Annotated in this window: 18 protein-coding genes; 15 read left to right on the plus strand and 3 right to left on the minus strand. The window is 63.7% G+C overall.

Going from position 1 to position 16,474, the window contains the following annotated elements:
• Positions 1–16: 16 nt before the first annotated feature.
• The 5 genes from ACP3TE_RS10020 (at position 17) to ACP3TE_RS10040 (ending at position 3,536) form a co-directional block, all read left to right on the plus strand.
• Positions 17–592 (plus strand): hypothetical protein, encoded by a 576-nt coding sequence (locus ACP3TE_RS10020; protein WP_426733422.1) that lies wholly within the window; start codon positions 17–19, stop codon positions 590–592.
• Positions 589–1,158 (plus strand): signal peptidase I, encoded by a 570-nt coding sequence (locus ACP3TE_RS10025; protein ID WP_426733424.1) that lies wholly within the window; start codon positions 589–591, stop codon positions 1,156–1,158. Before ACP3TE_RS10020 ends, ACP3TE_RS10025 begins: the two co-directional genes overlap by 4 nt.
• A gap of 170 nt (positions 1,159–1,328) precedes the next feature.
• Positions 1,329–1,841 (plus strand): hypothetical protein, encoded by a 513-nt coding sequence (locus ACP3TE_RS10030; protein WP_426733425.1) that lies wholly within the window; start codon positions 1,329–1,331, stop codon positions 1,839–1,841.
• Complete coding sequence (locus ACP3TE_RS10035) at positions 1,838–2,413, plus strand: hypothetical protein (RefSeq protein WP_332489202.1); 576 nt, start codon at positions 1,838–1,840, stop codon at positions 2,411–2,413. Before ACP3TE_RS10030 ends, ACP3TE_RS10035 begins: the two co-directional genes overlap by 4 nt.
• Before the next feature lies 1 nt (position 2,414).
• Positions 2,415–3,536: a signal peptidase I gene (locus ACP3TE_RS10040; RefSeq protein WP_426733427.1), complete on the plus strand. Its 1,122-nt coding sequence runs from the start codon at positions 2,415–2,417 to the stop codon at positions 3,534–3,536.
• Between the two features lie 10 nt (positions 3,537–3,546).
• Here ACP3TE_RS10040 and ACP3TE_RS10045 read toward each other — a convergent pair whose 3' ends face one another.
• Positions 3,547–4,194, minus strand: coding sequence for a TetR/AcrR family transcriptional regulator (locus tag ACP3TE_RS10045; protein WP_332489075.1), 648 nt, complete (start codon positions 4,192–4,194; stop codon positions 3,547–3,549).
• A 140-nt stretch (positions 4,195–4,334) separates the two neighbouring features.
• On the opposite strand from ACP3TE_RS10045, the gene ACP3TE_RS10050 reads away from it, so the two are divergent.
• Both ACP3TE_RS10050 and ACP3TE_RS10055 read left to right on the plus strand, forming a co-directional pair.
• Positions 4,335–5,312, plus strand: coding sequence for a nitrilase-related carbon-nitrogen hydrolase (locus ACP3TE_RS10050; protein ID WP_133834143.1), 978 nt, complete (start codon positions 4,335–4,337; stop codon positions 5,310–5,312).
• Positions 5,305–6,336: an agmatine deiminase family protein gene (locus ACP3TE_RS10055; RefSeq protein WP_332499264.1), complete on the plus strand. Its 1,032-nt coding sequence runs from the start codon at positions 5,305–5,307 to the stop codon at positions 6,334–6,336. The genes ACP3TE_RS10050 and ACP3TE_RS10055 overlap by 8 nt, the downstream gene beginning before the upstream one ends.
• A 4-nt stretch (positions 6,337–6,340) precedes the next feature.
• On the opposite strand, the gene ACP3TE_RS10060 is transcribed toward ACP3TE_RS10055, so the two are convergent.
• The gene (locus ACP3TE_RS10060; protein WP_332489077.1) at positions 6,341–7,516 is read right to left on the minus strand and encodes an FAD-dependent oxidoreductase; all 1,176 of its coding nucleotides are present in this window, start codon (positions 7,514–7,516) and stop codon (positions 6,341–6,343) included.
• Between the two features lie 113 nt (positions 7,517–7,629).
• Between ACP3TE_RS10060 and ACP3TE_RS10065 the strand changes: the two genes are divergently transcribed.
• The 3 genes from ACP3TE_RS10065 (at position 7,630) to ACP3TE_RS10075 (ending at position 10,341) form a co-directional block, all read left to right on the plus strand.
• Positions 7,630–8,367: a sulfite exporter TauE/SafE family protein gene (locus ACP3TE_RS10065; RefSeq protein WP_133834141.1), complete on the plus strand. Its 738-nt coding sequence runs from the start codon at positions 7,630–7,632 to the stop codon at positions 8,365–8,367.
• Positions 8,368–8,445: 78 nt separating this feature from the next.
• Positions 8,446–9,609, plus strand: coding sequence for a hypothetical protein (locus tag ACP3TE_RS10070; protein ID WP_332489078.1), 1,164 nt, complete (start codon positions 8,446–8,448; stop codon positions 9,607–9,609).
• Positions 9,610–9,678: 69 nt separating this feature from the next.
• Entirely contained in the window at positions 9,679–10,341 is a 663-nt protein-coding gene (locus tag ACP3TE_RS10075; protein ID WP_133834139.1) for a GOLPH3/VPS74 family protein, read from the plus strand.
• Positions 10,342–10,380: 39 nt separating this feature from the next.
• Here the strand turns inward: ACP3TE_RS10075 and ACP3TE_RS10080 are convergent, their stop codons facing one another.
• Positions 10,381–11,046 (minus strand): GntR family transcriptional regulator, encoded by a 666-nt coding sequence (locus ACP3TE_RS10080; RefSeq protein WP_105656154.1) that lies wholly within the window; start codon positions 11,044–11,046, stop codon positions 10,381–10,383.
• Between the two features lie 167 nt (positions 11,047–11,213).
• On the opposite strand from ACP3TE_RS10080, the gene ACP3TE_RS10085 reads away from it, so the two are divergent.
• The 5 genes from ACP3TE_RS10085 to rlmN all read left to right on the plus strand — a co-directional run bounded on the left by ACP3TE_RS10085 (position 11,214) and on the right by rlmN (position 16,426).
• Positions 11,214–12,335, plus strand: a complete 1,122-nt coding sequence (locus ACP3TE_RS10085) for a type III polyketide synthase (protein ID WP_332499257.1) — start codon at positions 11,214–11,216, stop codon at positions 12,333–12,335.
• Complete coding sequence (locus ACP3TE_RS10090) at positions 12,335–13,048, plus strand: methyltransferase domain-containing protein (RefSeq protein WP_133834137.1); 714 nt, start codon at positions 12,335–12,337, stop codon at positions 13,046–13,048. The genes ACP3TE_RS10085 and ACP3TE_RS10090 overlap by 1 nt, the downstream gene beginning before the upstream one ends.
• Positions 13,041–14,174: an FAD-dependent oxidoreductase gene (locus ACP3TE_RS10095; RefSeq protein ID WP_133834136.1), complete on the plus strand. Its 1,134-nt coding sequence runs from the start codon at positions 13,041–13,043 to the stop codon at positions 14,172–14,174. The genes ACP3TE_RS10090 and ACP3TE_RS10095 overlap by 8 nt, the downstream gene beginning before the upstream one ends.
• Before the next feature lie 245 nt (positions 14,175–14,419).
• Positions 14,420–15,016 carry a hypothetical protein gene (locus tag ACP3TE_RS10100; protein ID WP_426733431.1) on the plus strand — a complete coding sequence of 199 codons (597 nt, stop codon included), beginning with the start codon at positions 14,420–14,422 and terminating at the stop codon, positions 15,014–15,016.
• Between the two features lie 198 nt (positions 15,017–15,214).
• The gene (gene rlmN / locus ACP3TE_RS10105; RefSeq protein WP_166650787.1) at positions 15,215–16,426 is read left to right on the plus strand and encodes a 23S rRNA (adenine(2503)-C(2))-methyltransferase RlmN; all 1,212 of its coding nucleotides are present in this window, start codon (positions 15,215–15,217) and stop codon (positions 16,424–16,426) included.
• The last annotated feature ends 48 nt before the right edge of the window (positions 16,427–16,474 follow it).

A 16,474-nucleotide genomic window follows, 5' to 3' on the forward strand; every position in this document is an offset into this window, starting at 1 on the left:
GTGGATTGGCTGGTGCATGCCCAAACCCTTGAAGTTCGCCATGGTCGCGGTTGTGCTCTTGCTGCTGGGTATCAGCGCGCAAGGCACGGCCGCAACTTGGCGCGCCGAAAGCACGGTGGATCCGCCAGCCTTGAAAACCGGTTCGCTGGCATTGCTGGCCGGTGGCGAAACCGAGCACCAGTTCGCGAAGCTGTCCGGCAGTGAGCTGATCCCCGGGGCGTTTACGCAAGCATCACTGGTGATCAGCAATGCTGGCACTGTGGACTTGACCTATCAGCTGGATGGGGCGGTCAATGCGACCGCTTCGCCGACTGCCGCTGATCGTGCCCTGTCCAGCGCTTTGCAACTGAGCATCTATTCCGGCATGGACCAAGCGGCCTGCGAAGCCGACCAGCCGTTGGCCGGGGAACGGCTGTATGCCGGGCCGCTGGGATCCACCGCCTCCTTCGCAGCTGCCAGGGTGCTGCGCGCAGCGCCGGCGATGGCGAACGAGGCCTTGTGCATTCGTGTTTCGGTTCCCTCTGGAGCACCTCAAACGGCTTCCGGCGGGAAAGTAGCGCTCAAGCTGGGGTTCGCGGGGCAGCAACGATGACAATTGGGAATCGCGTCCGGCGCAGGGAACAGCAGGAACGCACAGGGATCCGGTGGTGGTGCGGTCAGGTGCTTTCCTGGCTCGTGCTGTTCATCGTCCTTGCCCTGATTGCCGTCATGATCGTGGTTCCGAAATTGGGCGGGGCGACGGCGTATACCGTGCTCACCGGATCCATGCGGCCGCATTTGCCGCCCGGTACTTTGGTGGTGGTGAAGCCGATTGACCCGCAGTACCTTCGCATTGGCGAGGTTGCCACCTACCAGCTGGAATCAGGTGAGCCTGAAGTCGTTACGCACCGTGTTTCCGCTATCGGCGCGAGCCTGGGCGGGGAAGAACAATTCATTTTCCGCGGGGATGCAAACAATACCGATGACGAGCCGGTGCAACCCGAACAGATCCGGGGCGAGCTCTGGTATTCCGTCCCGCTCCTGGGATACGTGAACAGCGCTCTGTCACTCCAGCAGAGAACGTGGCTGACCTGGATCGCAGCGAGCGGATTGATCGTGTATTCGCTGGTGATGTTCGGCGGGGCATGGCGTGAACGGCAGGGGAAAGGGCAGCGATGAAGCTCCGTTTTCTTGCAGCCAGCGCGGCCATGACGGCCGTGATTCCCTGCGCGGCACTCGGTCTAGCACTGCCCGCATCAGCCGCGGAAACTGACCAGGGCCTAAGCTACAGCTTGGACGGCCGGGTCTATTCCGATGCCCCACCGCAGGTATTTGGAGGAGGTCCGGTCTTGGCGCCTGGCGTTGAATCCACAGGATCCTTGTGGATTCGCAATGACCGGGAGTCGGATATCGAAGTCCGCATCCGGACGATCGAGCCCGCTGCGTCAACCCGGATCTATTTCGAAACAGCCGGAGCCTCGGTAGTCCGGTTGGAACCTGACAAAGCCGCGGAATTCGGACTGAGGGTCGGACTGCCCTGGTCGGCGAAAAATGAGTCGGAGAACCAGCAGGTGCCTTCGTTGCAGGTGCGCATCGACGCCGTCGAATTAGCAGGCGGAGATGGGCAAGCTCCGGATTCTTCGCGGCCGCCTGACGAAGGGGATTCGCCCGACAGTGATGCGCCGAGGGAAGAGCTGCCCCAATCGGATCCTCCCGAGCGGCATGATGGGCTCGGAGATACCGGGTTCCGCGGTGCGGCGCTGCTTGCGGCGGCAGGCATCGCGGGTATCGGGGGATTATCGTTGCTTGCTGCGCAACGCAGGAAACAAAAGGAACTTGAAACGGACGGAGTGGAAGAATGAGCGACCGTTCAATGCGCATCAAGGCAATTCTGTCCTTGGGCATCCTCGTAGGATTCGGCACCGTCTCGACGCTGGCCTCATGGACCGGACAAGCGACAGCTACCTCGAACGTCAGCACGGCCACCGTTGCCCTGGGAGTTGGAGCTACTGCGACCAGCGCAACCTCGGCCAGCTACCAGATGCCCATCAGCGGCAATAACCTGTTTCCGGGCTCGACATCGGCATCCGTCGTGACAGTGAAGAACACCGGTTCCATCTCGGCGCCCTATGTTTTCGGCGGAAGAATCACCGAATCGGGCAACGCTGCGCTGGGGGCGGCACTCAATATCGTTGTAAAAACAGGCGCCACGGTCAGCGGCACCGGCTCCAGCGTTACTTGCTCGGGCGGAACCACGCTGCTGTCGAAGAACGCTGGATCCCAGTTCGGCAGTGCCTCGGCCGCCAGGCCCTTGGCCGCCGGCAGCAGCGAAACCCTGTGCGTGCAGTACTCGCTGCCAGTAACCGCGGCCAATACCCTGCAGGGCGCCACGACGGCAATCACCCTGGACTTCACCTCGACGGTGGGTTCATGAGATGAAGTTGAATCGAACTGGACCCCGCACAGGATCTTCGCTGACGCTGTTCCAGGGCCTCGTGCTGAACGCCTGCGCCGCGGCCGGGACCCTGTGCCTGGTCATGGCGGTGCTGGCGTTGGCTTTCGGGATCAAGCCCCTGGTTTTCGCCTCGGGATCAATGGGACCGGGCATCCCCACCGGTTCCCTGGGGCTGGCTGTTCCGACCACGGTAGAGGACGTCGCCGTGGGCGACGTGGTTTCGGTGGTGATCAGTGACGAAGTGCGGGTGACGCACCGGGTTGTCGAAAAGACGGACGCGGGGCTGGTCCTCAAGGGTGATGCCAATCCAGTTCCCGATTTGGAAGCCTACCGGGTGGAGCAGGTGGACCGATTGCTTTTCAGCGTCCCCGGGCTGGGCTATGCGATTACCTGGCTCAGCCAGCCTTGGGCGTATTTCCTCGGCGGCCTGCTGTGCGCGTATGTGTTCTTCATTGCCTTCCGCCGCAATGGCCGGAATTCCAACGGCGGACAGCCTCGGACAGGGGGCACCGGGGTTCTCCGTCAGTCATCAGAGCAAGTACCGGCAAAAGCACAGGCAGCCAAAAGACCCTCGCGCTTCTTCCGGTTGATCGCCGCGCTCACTGCGGCAGCATTGCTGGGCACGATTGCCCTGCACGGGCCGAAAGCCGAAGTGACCCAGGCGGCCTTCATTGGTACCGCCACTGCATCGTCCGCCATCCGGGCAAGCACGTTGCCGCCGGCGACGGGTTCGCTGGCCTGCGCCGAGTCCGGCCTGGTCCTGACCACTGCCACTGTTTCGTGGCCAGCGCAGCAGCTGCCGCCCGGAGCCCGTCTGGTGCTCAGGCTGCAGACCGGTGCCACCACCTTCGGATACACGAACCTGGCATCCGGAGCGACCTCTGCAGCCTATGGGCCGGGGCTGAATCTGCTGGGACTGATCACGACGGGAGGTGCCCAGACGATGGAGCTGAAGCTGCTGGCGGTTTACACCACCGATAGCAATGAGGTCAACGAAAACGGGAGCAATATCGGATGGAGCGCCCCGCTGGCCACCTCGCCTACGCGTACGATCGTCTACCATCCCGGGCTACTGCTTGCCAGGGACTTCAGCTGTTCCTAGAGCGCAGCGCTCAACGCTGCCGCGATTGACCGTCTTCCGCGTCGTTCGCGCGGTCCGACGACTGCTGGCCGAAGGCAGCCAGCAGCATTGAGAGCCCCAGCTCGAAGGTTGCCCGGGGACGGCTGCTATCGGGCAGGTCGGCATCCAACGCTTCTTTGAAATAACGTGATGACTCGGCATTAGGCTCCCAGACAAGTGCAGGTGCCGCAGCGTCCAAGGCGGATCCGAGCACAAAGGAGTCGACGATCGTGATGACCTGCAGCCGCCGCTTCGGTTCGAACCCGGCCATAGCGAAGGCCTCGGCCAGTGCATCGTAGACGCGCAGCGTGGTGCTGTCGCGGACTGTGTGGCTGGTGAGCAGCGGGATCAACCGTGGGTGCCTTGAATACGACTCCCAGTAGGACGTGGCAATTTGCCGTACGATCTCCTGCCAGTCGCTGGAAGCGTTATCGGGCAGGCTGATCGCCGACATGGCCCGGCCTCTCATCAGCTCGATGATCTCATCCTTGCCGGCCACGTGGTTGTACAGGGACGAAGCGGAGACCGAGAGGGCCTTGGCCAATTGCGGAAGCGTGAACTCGCCATGGGCGTCGACGAGCTTGAGTGCGGCATCGGCGATTGCGGCGGTGCTGAGCTTCGGCTTGGAAGGCCTGGCCATGAATTCTCCCGTTGTTGAAGGTTCTGGGTAGAGCTTACACAAATAAACGAAAGTCATTCGTTAAATCCCTTGCGCCGAGGCCTTTGCTGGACCTAATCTTTAAACGAATACCATTCGTTTAATATCTGAAGGGGAGCCCAATGCAAGAGATCCTGGCCCTAGAACCACCCGTTTCCCCGGCGCGTGCCGAAGCCAAGTCGCGCGGCGAGATCACCATTGCGCTGGTGCAGCACCGCTGGCGCGAAGACCCGCGGGAACTGCGCGGCGAACTGGAGGACGGCATTGCCCGCGCGGCCAAGCATGGCGCGCGCATCGTCTTCCTTCCGGAACTGACCCTGGGGAAATACCCGGCCTTCGAGATCCCGGACGCCGACGCCGCGGACGAGACCGCCGAGGATCTGGAGAACGGGCCGACCGTGGCCTTCGCCCGCGAGATGGCCGCCAAGTACAACCTGCACGTGCACATCTCGCTGTTCCGCAAGGCTCCGGCCGCCGACGGGTTGGGATTGAACACCGCAGTGGTTCTTTCCCCGGAGGGCCGGATCGTCGCGCTGACCAACAAGCTGCATATTCCGCGGACCGCCGGCTACTACGAGGACAAGTACTTCCGCGAAGGGCCCAACGACGAGCCCTACCCGCTGCACCGCATCGAGGCGCTCGGGGACCTGGCCATGGGCCTGCCCACGTGCTGGGACGAATGGTTCAGCGAGCCGCCGCGCATCTATTCGCTAGCCGGAGCGGACCTGCTGGCCTATCCCACCGCAATCGGTTCCGAACCGGACCACCCGGACTTCGACACCGAGCCGCTGTGGCGCCAGACCATCATCGGCAACGGCATTGCCAACGGGCTGTTCATGGTTGTCCCTAACCGCTGGGGCGACGAGGGGGCGCTGGACTTCTACGGATCGTCATTCATCTCGGACCCCTACGGCCGCATCCTGGCCCGCGCCCCGCGCGATGCCTCAGCGGTGCTCGTGGCCACCTTGGACCTGGACGCCCGCCGCGACTGGCTGGAGCTCTTCCCGTTCCTGCGCACCCGCCGGCCCGATACCTACTCGGTGCTGGCTGCGCCGCGCGAAGACGCGCAGCTGGGAGAACGGATGCAGTCCCATGCCTGAGTTGCGCATGCCGGCCGAAACCGAAGCCCATGAGCGCATCTTCATGGCATTTCCCTCCGGCGGCTACACGCTGGGTGAAACCGAAGCGCAGGCCGAAGCTGCCCGTGCCGCCTGGAGCGCCGTGGCCCGGGCAGTCAGCGCCTTCACCCCAGTCACAATGGTGGTGGACCCGGCCAGCGAAGCCGAGGCCCGGCGCCATCTGGGCGATGCGGTCAGCTACTGCCTGCACCCGCTGGACGATGCCTGGATGCGCGATTCCGGCCCGAGCTTCGTGCGTACCGCACAGGGCCAGCTCAAGGCGGTGAACTGGAACTTCAACGGCTGGGGCGCGCAGAGCTGGGCATCCTGGGACAAGGACCGCCTGGTGGCGGGCCATGTCGCGCGCCTTGCCGGCGCAGAAGAGATACGGGCGTCGATCACCAATGAGGGTGGCGGGATCCACGTGGACGGCGAGGGAACGGTACTGGCCACGCGCAGCGTCCAGCTGGATCCGGGGCGCAACCCGGGCAAGACCGAGATGGACATCGAGGACGAGTTCGCCCGGCTGCTCGGAACCCGGAAGACCATTTGGCTCGATCGCGGGCTGAGCCGCGACAACGAGGAATTCGGCACGCGCGGCCACGTGGACATCGTCGCCTGCTTCGCCCGGCCCGGTGTCGTGCTCTACCACGACCAGCAGGATCCGCGGCACCCGGACCACGCGATTTCGCAGGCCGTGCGCGCACGGCTGGAGCAATCAACCGACGCGCAGGGACGGACGCTGGAGCTCATTGCCGTGCCGGCGCCGACCGTGCTGCGCGATGCCGAAAGCTGGGTGGACTATTCCTATATCAACCACCTGGTGACCAACGGCGGGGTCATCGCCTGCAGCTTCGATGATCCCAATGACCACCAGGCCGCGAGCATCCTAGCTGCGGCCTATCCAGGACGGGAAGTGGCCAGCGTGGATGCGCGCGAGCTGTTCGCCCGCGGAGGCGGCATCCACTGCATCACCCAGCAGCAGCCCGCCGCGGAACGGGGATAGGCCCCTAGCCCAGGCCGACCGCGCGGCGGCGTTCCAGGAAGACCGGTTTCGCCGCCGTGCGGGTTGCGGAGAACAGGGGTTCGGCCGCGCGCCGGCCCAGGGCCAGGTCGGCCAGGTATTCGCCGATGGCGGGCACGAATTTGAAGCCGTGCCCGCTGAATCCCGCGCCGACGGTGACCGGCCCCAGCGAATCGAGGATGAAGTGCTCGTCTGCGGTGTTGGCGTAGGTGCAGGACACCGTTTCGTAGCGCGAGGGATCCGCTCCCGGAAGCCAGCGTGCCGCGTAGTCCTGCAGCGCGCGCAGCTGTTCGTCGCTGGCCTGGTGCGGCCGGTGCTCCGGATCGATGATCCGTCCGGAACCATGCCAGCCCACCTTGATGCCTTCCCCCGGGGTGCGCATGCCGTAGATGGGACCGAAGACGCGTGATCCGATATCCCGCGCCGGATCCAGGGTGTGGTTGAACCCCGGCCAGTGCGCCGGCAGGTCCTTCTGCGCGAAATGCACCGGGTGCTCTTCGGTGACGTGGATGGCAGGAAGCTTGAACGCATCGCCCAGCAGCTGCGCGGTCCAAGCCCCCGCGGTGACGATGGCATGGCGAGCCCGGATAGCCGACATGGTGCCCTGGTGCTGGACTTGCACCTCGACACGGTCATCGGCAAGCACCTGCAGAGCGGTCACCCGGTGCCCGTATTCCACGGCAGCTCCGTGCGCTACGGCCAGCTTCTGCAGCGAAGCCACCGCAAGATCGGCATTGATCTGGCCGCCGGCGGGGATATGCAGGACTTCGGTCTCGAACTTCATTCCCGCGAAACGCTCTTCTGCCGCAGCGATGCTCAGCAGCTCGCTGCCGAATCCTGCGTGGGCGAGGACCTGGTGCATTCCCCGTTGTTCGGCAACGATTCCGTGATTGACCAATCCGGTGCGCTCCAGCAGCCGGGTGCCGGCTTGCTCGGAAAGCGAATCCCACAAAGCGTCGGAACGCTGCAGCAGGCGAAGATACTCCGGTTCGGTGTAGGCAGGATTGAAGTTGCGGGTTGCTCCGTGCGAGGCGCCCTCCAGATGGCCCGGAGCAAAGCGTTCCAGCAGCAGGACCTCGTGCCCGCCAGAGGCCAGGGACCACGCGGCCGCCGAGCCCATCGCGCCGCCGCCGATAATCATGAAATCTACGTCATTGCTCACCTCTACAGCGTAAAACTCCAACTGAAGCGGGCTCCATTCAATTGACTCATTGGCCGTGGACTAACGTAATAGAGGATGGCGATCGGGAAAGCGGAGGCAACGTGGAGCAAAGCGTGCAACTAGCGGCGGTAATCGGCTTGGCAGCTGCAGTTTTCGTGGGCGCCTCCACGCAACGAATCTCCGGAATGGGGTTCGCGCTGGTCTCCTCGCCCTTCCTGGTCATGGTCTTGGGACCCCATGAGGGGGTCATGCTGGTCAACCTGCTCGGCGCCTGCAGCAGTTTGCTGATCTTTGCGCAGGTCTTCCGTCAGGTCGAGTACCGGAAGGTCGCCTTCATGCTCATACCGGCCATGCTCATGACCGTTCCCGGAGCTTGGCTGGCGAACTCGCTGGAGGGTCCATGGCTTTCCATCGGCATATCGTTCATGGTGATCCTGGCACTGGTTTCGAGTTTCATGATTCGAAATCTCGCGCTGGCCCAAAGCAAGGGATTGGCCATCGGCGCCGGGGCAGTTTCCGGATTCATGTCAGTGACCGCCGGTGTCTCCGGCCCGGCCATCGCGGGATACGCCGTGGCCAGCCGCTGGCCGCAGGCGCAATTCGCCATCTCCGTGCAGCTCTACTTCCTGGTGCTGTCGCTGACGTCCCTGGCCGCCAAGGGCGGCATGCCACAGCTGGATTGGCAGCAGTGGGGTGCTTGCCTTGGCGCGATGGTGCTGGGCATCTTGCTGGGCAATTACCTGGCTCCGAGGATCCCGCAAAAATTCAGTCGCGCATTCGTGATACTGATTGCCTTCGGCGGTGCCGTGAGCCTGATGGCCAGCGGCTTGGTCGACTTGGCCTCCAACTAGCGCAGTGCGCTGCTGCGCAGTGCGCGGCGGCGCCGCGGGCGGTACACGTTTTTCAATGAAAATGAGAGAATGTACTCCGTGCATTCCCAATATCCCGATGTAACTCTCAGCAAACGAGTCAGCGAGCTAGACATTGAGCGCCGTGCCCTGTGGGCCGGCCTGTTCTGTTCCCTATTCGGGTTGGTTGTGGGGCTCATTATCTTCGCCGGCGAGCGTCCGCCGCTCTTTGGCGATCTGTCCGTGGGCATCGTCTCCGCCGTTTGCGGTGCTGTCTCGGCCGGAACCAGCAGCGCCTATGCTTTCCGTTCGATGCTGAGAGCACGGGAACCGTGGCTGAAGAAGATTCCCAAATGGCGCCAGATCGTCACGGCCCTGGGTCTCGTATTGGTGCACGTAGCCAGTTCGGTCATGATCCTGCTGGTGGTCTTCCATTTGTTCCAGCAGGCCTTCTACGGGCTGCATCTGGATGTGCTTGCAGGCGCGCTGGCAGTCAGCGTCGCCACGGGCATCTCCGCCTACCTGTCCCTGGAAGCAACCGCGCGCATCAACGCGGAATCACTTTCCGTGGTGCTGGGCATCTTCATGAGCGCCGGGGTGCTGATCAGCATGCTGCTGGCCGAAGACCAGGGCTGGTGGCAGAGCATGTTCTCTTCGCTGGGAACCACGCAGGCCGGCATGGGCTCGTTCTGGACCTTCAACCTCACGCTGGTGATTTCCGGCTTGGTGCTGGCGGCCTTCACCGAATTCCTGACCCGCGACCTGGTCCGCCTGGCCCAGTCCTACCGTTGCCGCCCGGCGCTGGAAAGGTACAGGATTGCACGAATGGTGCGTCCCCGGCCGCGGCTCGTGCGCTGGTGCCTGCTGATTGTCTCGGTCGGCATTATCGGCATTGGCCTGGTCCCCTTCGATCTGTCGATGGAAGTGCATTCGGCATTCGTGCAACTGGTCTCGGCGGCCATGATCTTCTTGCTGCTGGGCACCATCGTGCTGCTGCCTGGCTACCCTGCGGTATTCCATATGCTCTCCTACGCAGCCATTGGCGCGATCTGGGCGGCCTTCCAGCTGTGGACCGAATGGTCGTACTACAACCTGACCGGTTTCGAGCTTTCGGTCGTGGCCATCATGTTCAGCTGGATCTCGGTATTCATCCGCACGACGTCGGCGATGACCCAGGACCGTTCCGAACCCCGCACCACCCATTCGCCTTCCGAAGTAGCCAAGGCGAAGAAGTCCGCGGCCTAGGGCGGCCGAGCCTGAATATCCGTCGGAAGGCTGAAGAATTTCGCCTCTGCGGGCCGGTAGCCTGAAAATATGTTGATTGCAGAAAAGCTCTACTTGCTAATGGCCGATGACTCCGAAAAGCCGGAGACAGTTGTATCAGCTACGGGATACGGCATGAATGCTGCCATCATCACCGACTTGATGATCGCTGGGCGTGTGGCGCTGAGCGAGGATCAGCAGCGGCAGATCCAACTCATCGGTGCCGGCCCTTGCCCGGATCCAGTTCTCGCCGCGCCATTGGAAAAGCTGGAAAAGAGAGGCAATCTGAGCCTCGACGAAGCGGTGAAGATCAATTCCTTGTGCGATGCCCGCTCGCTGACCGATTCCTTGGCCAAGGGCGGGATCATCGAATACGGTGAACGCACACTGCTGGGCTTGGGCAAACAGCGGGTCCGCATCATCAACCAACAGATCCAGCGCCAGATCCGGACCGATTTGCAGGGCGCCCTGCACGGGCAGAAGATCCCGGGAACCAGCGACACCACCGTGCTCGCGATCTTGCAGGCGATAGGCCTGGTGAACGATGTGCTGGAAGAAGAGCTCGCACCCATGACGGGAAGCCAAGCGCAGTCCCGGATTGCGGAACTCGCACAGGATTCACCAGCAGCCGACTCCGCGCAACGGGCAGTAGCAGCGATGAACGCCGCCATCGTTACCCAGCGCGTCATTCCGCCCGCGCCTGGCAAAAAATAGCTGGACGGCGCTCGAAAGGAAAGACTACTGCGCGATGATTCAGCGCAGGGTGCTCAATCCCGCATCCATGACCACCTGGATAGTGGAACGGTAATGGCTATTGAGCAGTTCACCGAGCAGGGCTGCATTACGATCCAAGGCGGCATCCAGGATTTCCTGGTGCTCCTTTTCAACGTTGCGCTTGCCTGCGGCCTTCGACGGGGCAGCCCAGCGGCGGTACAGCTCGGTGAAGTTCGAAAGGTCGGCAGAGAGCTTGAGCATCGGCTGGCAATCGCACGGTACCAGCAATGCATGGTGGAATTCGCGGTGCGCCTCGGACCATGCGGGGTTGACGGTGCCAGGTTCCTCCGGCAAACGCCGCGGAGTGCGCGAAAGCTTGTGGTGGGCTGCGATCAAGTTCGATTCCCACGCGACATCTCCGCGCTCCACCGCCAAGCGGGCGGCCAGTGCCTCGGTGGAACACCGCAGTTCGGTGATATCCGCCAGTTCGCGCAGGTTCAGATCCGGCACGAAGAAACCGCGGTTTGGGCGGATGACCACCAGGTTTTCCCCCGCTAGCCGTGTCAGCGATTCGCGGATCACGGTGGTGCTGGTCTCGAACTGTTCTGCCAAAGTGGTCGGCTGAAGGCGGTCACCGGGGGACCAGAAGCCATCAAGGATGGTTCGGCGGATACCCTCCAGGGAATGAACTGATGCCTTTGCCAAGCTGACCTCTTCATGCGTGATCGATTGAATCTGATGTTAATAACAATAATCATATTCTTCGCAGGGGATAGATAATCCACGCGCACGGCGGAACAGAATACCCGGGCTATTGCTGGTAATTCGCCAAAGCTGTTTACCTTCCCCCGCATCGGTCCTAGGCTCGGGTCATGTCAGTGAAGATCCGCACGATTCAAACCGCAGTTCCCGCGACGACCCTGGCCCAGGAAGAGATCCGCGATGTCTTTGCCAGCCAGCCGAACCTGAGCCGGCTGGGTGAACGGCTCATCGCCACCTCGTTCAACTCCGCCGCGATCAGCACCAGGTACAGCTGTGTCGATGAATTCGACCTCTCCCTGCCCGAACCCGAAACTCCGCTGTTCTACGACCGGGTTGAAGGCCGGCTGCTCTCCCCGAGCACCGCCGAACGCAACGGCATCTATGCGAAACAGGCCAGCGCGCTGTTCACGAACGCCGCGAAAAAGGCTCTCGACGCCTGCCCGGACCTTGCCCCGGAAGATATCACCCACGTCATTACCGTCTCCTGCACCGGGTTCTACAACCCGGGTCCGGACTACCAGATCGTACGGGCACTGGGGCTGGCGCCGAGCACGGTGCGCCACCACCTTGGTTTCATGGGATGCTACGCGGCGTTCCCAGCCCTGCGCGCGGCCCGCGACTTCTGCCTGGCCGATCCGCAAGCCACCGTGCTGGTGGTCTGCGCCGAGCTGTGCACCTTGCATGTGCACAGCTCCAATGACCCGGACACCATCATGGGCTCGGCCATCTTCGCCGACGGGGCCGCTGCGGTGATCGTCTCGGCGCAGGGCAGCGGGCTGCTGGAAATGGACGGCTTCGAAACCGTGCTCACCCCGGTGGGCGAGGAGGCCATGGCCTGGAATATCGGCGACCACGGATTCGAGATGGTGCTGGGCACCTACGTTCCGCACATCATCGACGAGCACATCGCCGGGGCGCTGCAGCCGCTCTTGGCCAAGGATGCCGACCCGGAACTCTCCGTGGACCGGATTAGGCACTGGGGTCTGCATCCCGGGGGCCGGGCCATCCTGGACCGGGTGCAAAACCGGCTGGGCCTGGATGACCAGCAGCTGGTGCCAGCCCGCGCGATCCTGGATCGCTACGGGAACATGTCCAGCGCCACGGTGCTATTCGTGCTCAAGGAAATCCTGGAAGCGGCCGCTACGGACGAGGGCGAAAGGGTCTGCTCCATGGCATTCGGTCCGGGGCTGACGGTGGAATCCGGGCTGTTCACCATATGCCGGCAAGGATAATGCTCCGGCTGGCCCGGGCAGCGGAAGCCATCGAGGAAATGGACCGCCCGGATTGCGACCCGGCGCTGCTGCGCCGCACCTACGCCCAGTTCCCTCTGGTCAACCGGGTAGTAGCCGGCTGGCGGGGCAATTACGTGCAGTACATCCGCCCGTTGCTGGCGCGCCGGGTCCGGGCCAGGATTCTGGACGTAGGTAGCGGGGGAGGAGACATTGCGGCGAATCTGGCGCGCTGGGCGCTCGCCGACGGGTTCGAGGTGGCAGTGTGCGGTATCGACCCGGATCCCCGGGCCATCTCCTACGCCCGGCAAGCGCTGCAACGCTGCACGTTGCCGCGCGGGGTACTCGAATTCCGGGAAACAACCAGCACCCGGCTAGCGGCCGACGGCGAGCAGTTCGACTTGGTGCTCTCCAATCACCTGCTGCACCACCTGGGTACGGACCAGCTGCGCCAGTTGCAGGACGAGACCGAGCAATTGTGCACCGGGATCGGGTTGCACAGCGATATCCGGCGTTCCCCGGTGGCGCTGGGCCTGTTCGGGCTGGCGACCCTGCCGCTGGCAGGCAGTTCGCTGATCCGGCGCGATGGCCTGACCTCCATTCGGCGCAGCTTCGTGCCGGGGGAACTGGGGCCATTGCTCCGCTCTGGTTGGGAGGTGCGCACGCAGCGGCCCTACCGCAACCTGCTGCTCTGGGAAGCTGGCGGCCATGGATGACGCCGCGATCATCGGCGCCGGGCCGGTGGGCCTGGCCCTGGCCATAGAGCTCGCCCAAAGTGGGCATGCCGTTCGGGTTTTCGAGCAGCGCAGCGAACCGGTAGCCCACTCGCGCGCTATCGGCCTGCATCCTCCAGCGCAAGAGGTTCTGGCGCGGCTCGGCGTGGGACCGGCGGTGCAGCGCAGCGGTGTGCAAATCCGCGGCGGACTGGGGATCTCGCGCGGGCGGAGCATCGCTTCGATGGATTTCTCCACTATTGGCGGCCGATACCCCTATGTGCTGTCCTTGCCGCAGCAGGACACCGAGCAATTGCTGCGCGAGCGCTTGGAACAGCTGGCACCGGGGTCATTGATGATGGACTGCGCTTTCGAGCAGGTACTCGGGCAATCGGAGCAAGCCGTGGAATTTGCCGCTGGCGGCGTGGTGCACCGGGCCCGGTGGCTGGCCGGAGCTGACGGGGTCCGCTCCGCGGTCCGCACGGATCTCGGGGTGGGCTTTGCCGGAAGAGAACATCGCGACCGCTACCTGATGGGGGACTTCCCGGAGACCACTGGGCTGGCGCACACTGCCGCGCTTTTCCTGCATCAGCAGGGGATTGTCGAGTCCTTCCCGCTGCCCGGTGCGCGGCGGCGCTGGGTGGTGCGCATCGAGCAAATGCAGGTCGATGATTCGCCGGGCATGCTGGCCCAGACCATCTTGGATCGCACCGGATACCTTCTTGACGCCGAGGCCTGCACGATGACCAGCAACTTCGGCACTGCCACCCGGATGGTGCCCTCGATGGTCCATGGGCGCGTGGTGCTGCTGGGCGATGCGGCCCACCAGATCAGCCCGATCGGCGGGCAGGGGCTGAGCTTGGGGCTGGCTGATGCGCAGGCGGTGGCGCACCTCATCGCTGCCAGGGCGCCCATGGGAGCACTGGATAATCGCCGGCTCGGGGCAGCGCGCAGTGCGGCCCGTCGTGCGCAGGTGAACATGCTGTTGGGTCGTGCCCTGCCGCGCTGGGCTGTCCCGCTGCGGGATTCGGCGATGTCCCGGCTGGCCTCCAGTGCCTGGTTGCAGGGGAAGGTGGCGCGAGACTTCACGATGACCGGTCGCGGGCAGCGTTCGGTTCCCGTTGCGTGACGAAAGGGCAACGTTTCGATGACTGGTTGCGAACGGAGCATCTATCCGGATGGCGCCCAGATGCGGTGAGAGTGCATATGAGGGCCGGAGCGCAACAGCACGGCCAGACCCGCTGCCGGCCAGCGTGCATTGCGTCCGGATAACTCTTATGTCTATCTATTGAATTAACCGGAGTGGTGGTCGCACACTGGACGGCATCACTTGCGCGTGCATCGAGGCATGCGAAGCGGAAAGGACCCATCATCATGAAGAAAAAGACTGGTGCAGTGCTGTGCGCCGCAGGCACCGCGATTTTGGCGCTGAACGCGCTTGTCCCCGCTTCGGCGGCACCCCCGGAAAAGACCGACACCACCTGGCTCATGGGCGAGGTAGCCCATGTCGGAACCCTCGACGGTTTTGCCGGCAACTCGCACCTGATCAGCTTCTTCGCACGCACAACCGGCTCAGGGGATGCGACAGTGGTGAACTTCGACTGCCCAGCAGGAGAAATGCCGTCATGGGATCCGGACAGCGGTTGCGAGACGCTGGGCGCTGTGGGAATGTACGGCGATGCGCTGGAAGTGCACATCGAGAAGCAGCTCGCCAACGGCTCGGTCAGCGGAGAAGTCAGGGTTTACCTGGGTGAAACCGACCATGGCGAGCCCCTCTGGGGCGAAACCTTCCAGCTGGAGGCGGTCATGGCCGGCACCGGTGATGCGGTGGTCACCCGCGAGCACCAGGATGGATTCCGGCACTGGAGCAAAGACCGACCGGCCTCTGCCACCAGCGGGCATCTGGGGGACATGGACCTTGCCGGTGCCGTGGGCAACCTCGGCCACCTGAAGGAATCCTTCAAGTACTGAACACCCGAATGCAGCTGTGCCGCGCCGCCGGTAGATTGGCGGTGCGGCACTGTTTTTGCGTGCCCAAACTCACCGCCAAATACTCGCGGATACATGAAACAATAGGTAGCAATGACTTCCATCGATTCCACCCCACTTTCCGCCGAAGAACGCAAGGCACTGCGCAATGAGCAGGCCGCGGCCCAGCGCGCCCAGCAGATGCGCATCTCCAAGTCCCGAGCCGAAGCCGAAGGCCGCGCCCAGGTCGTTCCAACCGCCGAAGGCTGGAAGCAGGAGATGGGTGCCGATGGTCGTCCAGAGCTGCAGTTCGCCACCAAGCGCCGTGTCTCCCAGCCGCCAACGCACCTGGCTGACCTGTCCCTGGCCGAGCGCCAGGCCAAGCTGAAGGAACTGGGACTGCCGGCCTTCCGCGCCAAGCAGCTCTCCGTGCACTACTTCCAGCACTACACCACCGACCCGGAGAAGATGAGCGATCTTCCCAAGGAGCGCCGTGCGGAACTGGCCGAGGCCATGTTCCCGAAGCTGCTCACCGAGGTCAAGCGCCTGGAAACCGATGATGGCAAGACCATCAAGTTCCTCTGGCGCCTGTTCGACGGCTCGCTGGTCGAGTCCGTGCTGATGCGCTATCCGGGCCGCATCACCCTGTGCATTTCCTCGCAGTGCGGCTGTGGCATGAACTGCCCGTTCTGCGCCACCGGCCAGGCGGGCTTGACCCGCAACATGTCCACCGCTGAAATCCTGGACCAGATCGTCCAGGCCAACCGCGTGATCGCCGAAGGCGGACTGGGCGGACGCCAGCACCCCGAGGAGCGCGTGGGCAACATCGTGTTCATGGGCATGGGCGAGCCGCTGGCCAACTACAAGCGCGTGATGAACGCCGTGCACCGCATGGTCGCCGATGCCCCCGAGGGCTTGGGCATGGCCGCCCGCGGCATCACCGTCTCCACCGTTGGCCTGGTTCCGGCGATCCGCAAGCTGACCGAGGAGAATGTCCAGGTCACCTTCGCGCTGTCGCTGCATGCGCCGGATGACGAGCTGCGCGACGAGCTGATCCCGGTCAACTCGCGCTGGAAGGTCGACGAGGCACTGGATGCCGCGTACGACTACTACGTGAAGACCGGTCGCCGTGTCTCCATCGAGTACGCGCTGATCAAGGACATGAACGACCACGAATGGCGTGCAGAAATGCTGGCCAAGAAGCTGAACGCGCGCGGCCGCGGCTGGGTGCACGTGAACCCGATTCCGCTGAACCCGGTGCCGGGCTCCATTTGGACCCGCAGCGAACCGGATATCACATCCAAGTTCGTTCGCCGCCTCGATGAGCTCGGCGTGCCAACCACGCTGCGTGATACCCGAGGCAAGGAAATCGACGGCGCCTGCGGCCAGCTCGCAGCCGACGGCGACAAGTAGCATTTACCGTGGAGACCAGCTTTCGCTGGTCTCCACGATGCGTTAACG

Source organism: Glutamicibacter sp. 2E12 (genome assembly GCF_050030965.1).
Classification (GTDB): Bacteria; Actinomycetota; Actinomycetes; order Actinomycetales; family Micrococcaceae; genus Glutamicibacter.

Excerpts from the sequence above, each read along its gene's own strand:
- ACP3TE_RS10050 (WP_133834143.1), top strand. The coding sequence starts at position 4,335 with ATGCAAGAGATCCTGGCCCTAGAACCACCCGTTTCCCCGGCGCGTGCC.
- ACP3TE_RS10045 (WP_332489075.1), bottom strand. The coding sequence starts at position 4,194 with ATGGCCAGGCCTTCCAAGCCGAAGCTCAGCACCGCCGCAATCGCCGAT.
- ACP3TE_RS10090 (WP_133834137.1), top strand. The coding sequence starts at position 12,335 with ATGCTCCGGCTGGCCCGGGCAGCGGAAGCCATCGAGGAAATGGACCGC.
- ACP3TE_RS10035 (WP_332489202.1), top strand. The coding sequence starts at position 1,838 with ATGAGCGACCGTTCAATGCGCATCAAGGCAATTCTGTCCTTGGGCATC.
- ACP3TE_RS10055 (WP_332499264.1), top strand. The coding sequence starts at position 5,305 with ATGCCTGAGTTGCGCATGCCGGCCGAAACCGAAGCCCATGAGCGCATC.
- ACP3TE_RS10020 (WP_426733422.1), top strand. The coding sequence starts at position 17 with ATGCCCAAACCCTTGAAGTTCGCCATGGTCGCGGTTGTGCTCTTGCTG.
- ACP3TE_RS10025 (WP_426733424.1), top strand. The coding sequence starts at position 589 with ATGACAATTGGGAATCGCGTCCGGCGCAGGGAACAGCAGGAACGCACA.
- rlmN (WP_166650787.1), top strand. The coding sequence starts at position 15,215 with ATGCGCATCTCCAAGTCCCGAGCCGAAGCCGAAGGCCGCGCCCAGGTC.
- ACP3TE_RS10040 (WP_426733427.1), top strand. The coding sequence starts at position 2,415 with ATGAAGTTGAATCGAACTGGACCCCGCACAGGATCTTCGCTGACGCTG.
- ACP3TE_RS10075 (WP_133834139.1), top strand. The coding sequence starts at position 9,679 with ATGTTGATTGCAGAAAAGCTCTACTTGCTAATGGCCGATGACTCCGAA.
- ACP3TE_RS10085 (WP_332499257.1), top strand. The coding sequence starts at position 11,214 with ATGTCAGTGAAGATCCGCACGATTCAAACCGCAGTTCCCGCGACGACC.
- ACP3TE_RS10095 (WP_133834136.1), top strand. The coding sequence starts at position 13,041 with ATGGATGACGCCGCGATCATCGGCGCCGGGCCGGTGGGCCTGGCCCTG.
- ACP3TE_RS10100 (WP_426733431.1), top strand. The coding sequence starts at position 14,420 with ATGAAGAAAAAGACTGGTGCAGTGCTGTGCGCCGCAGGCACCGCGATT.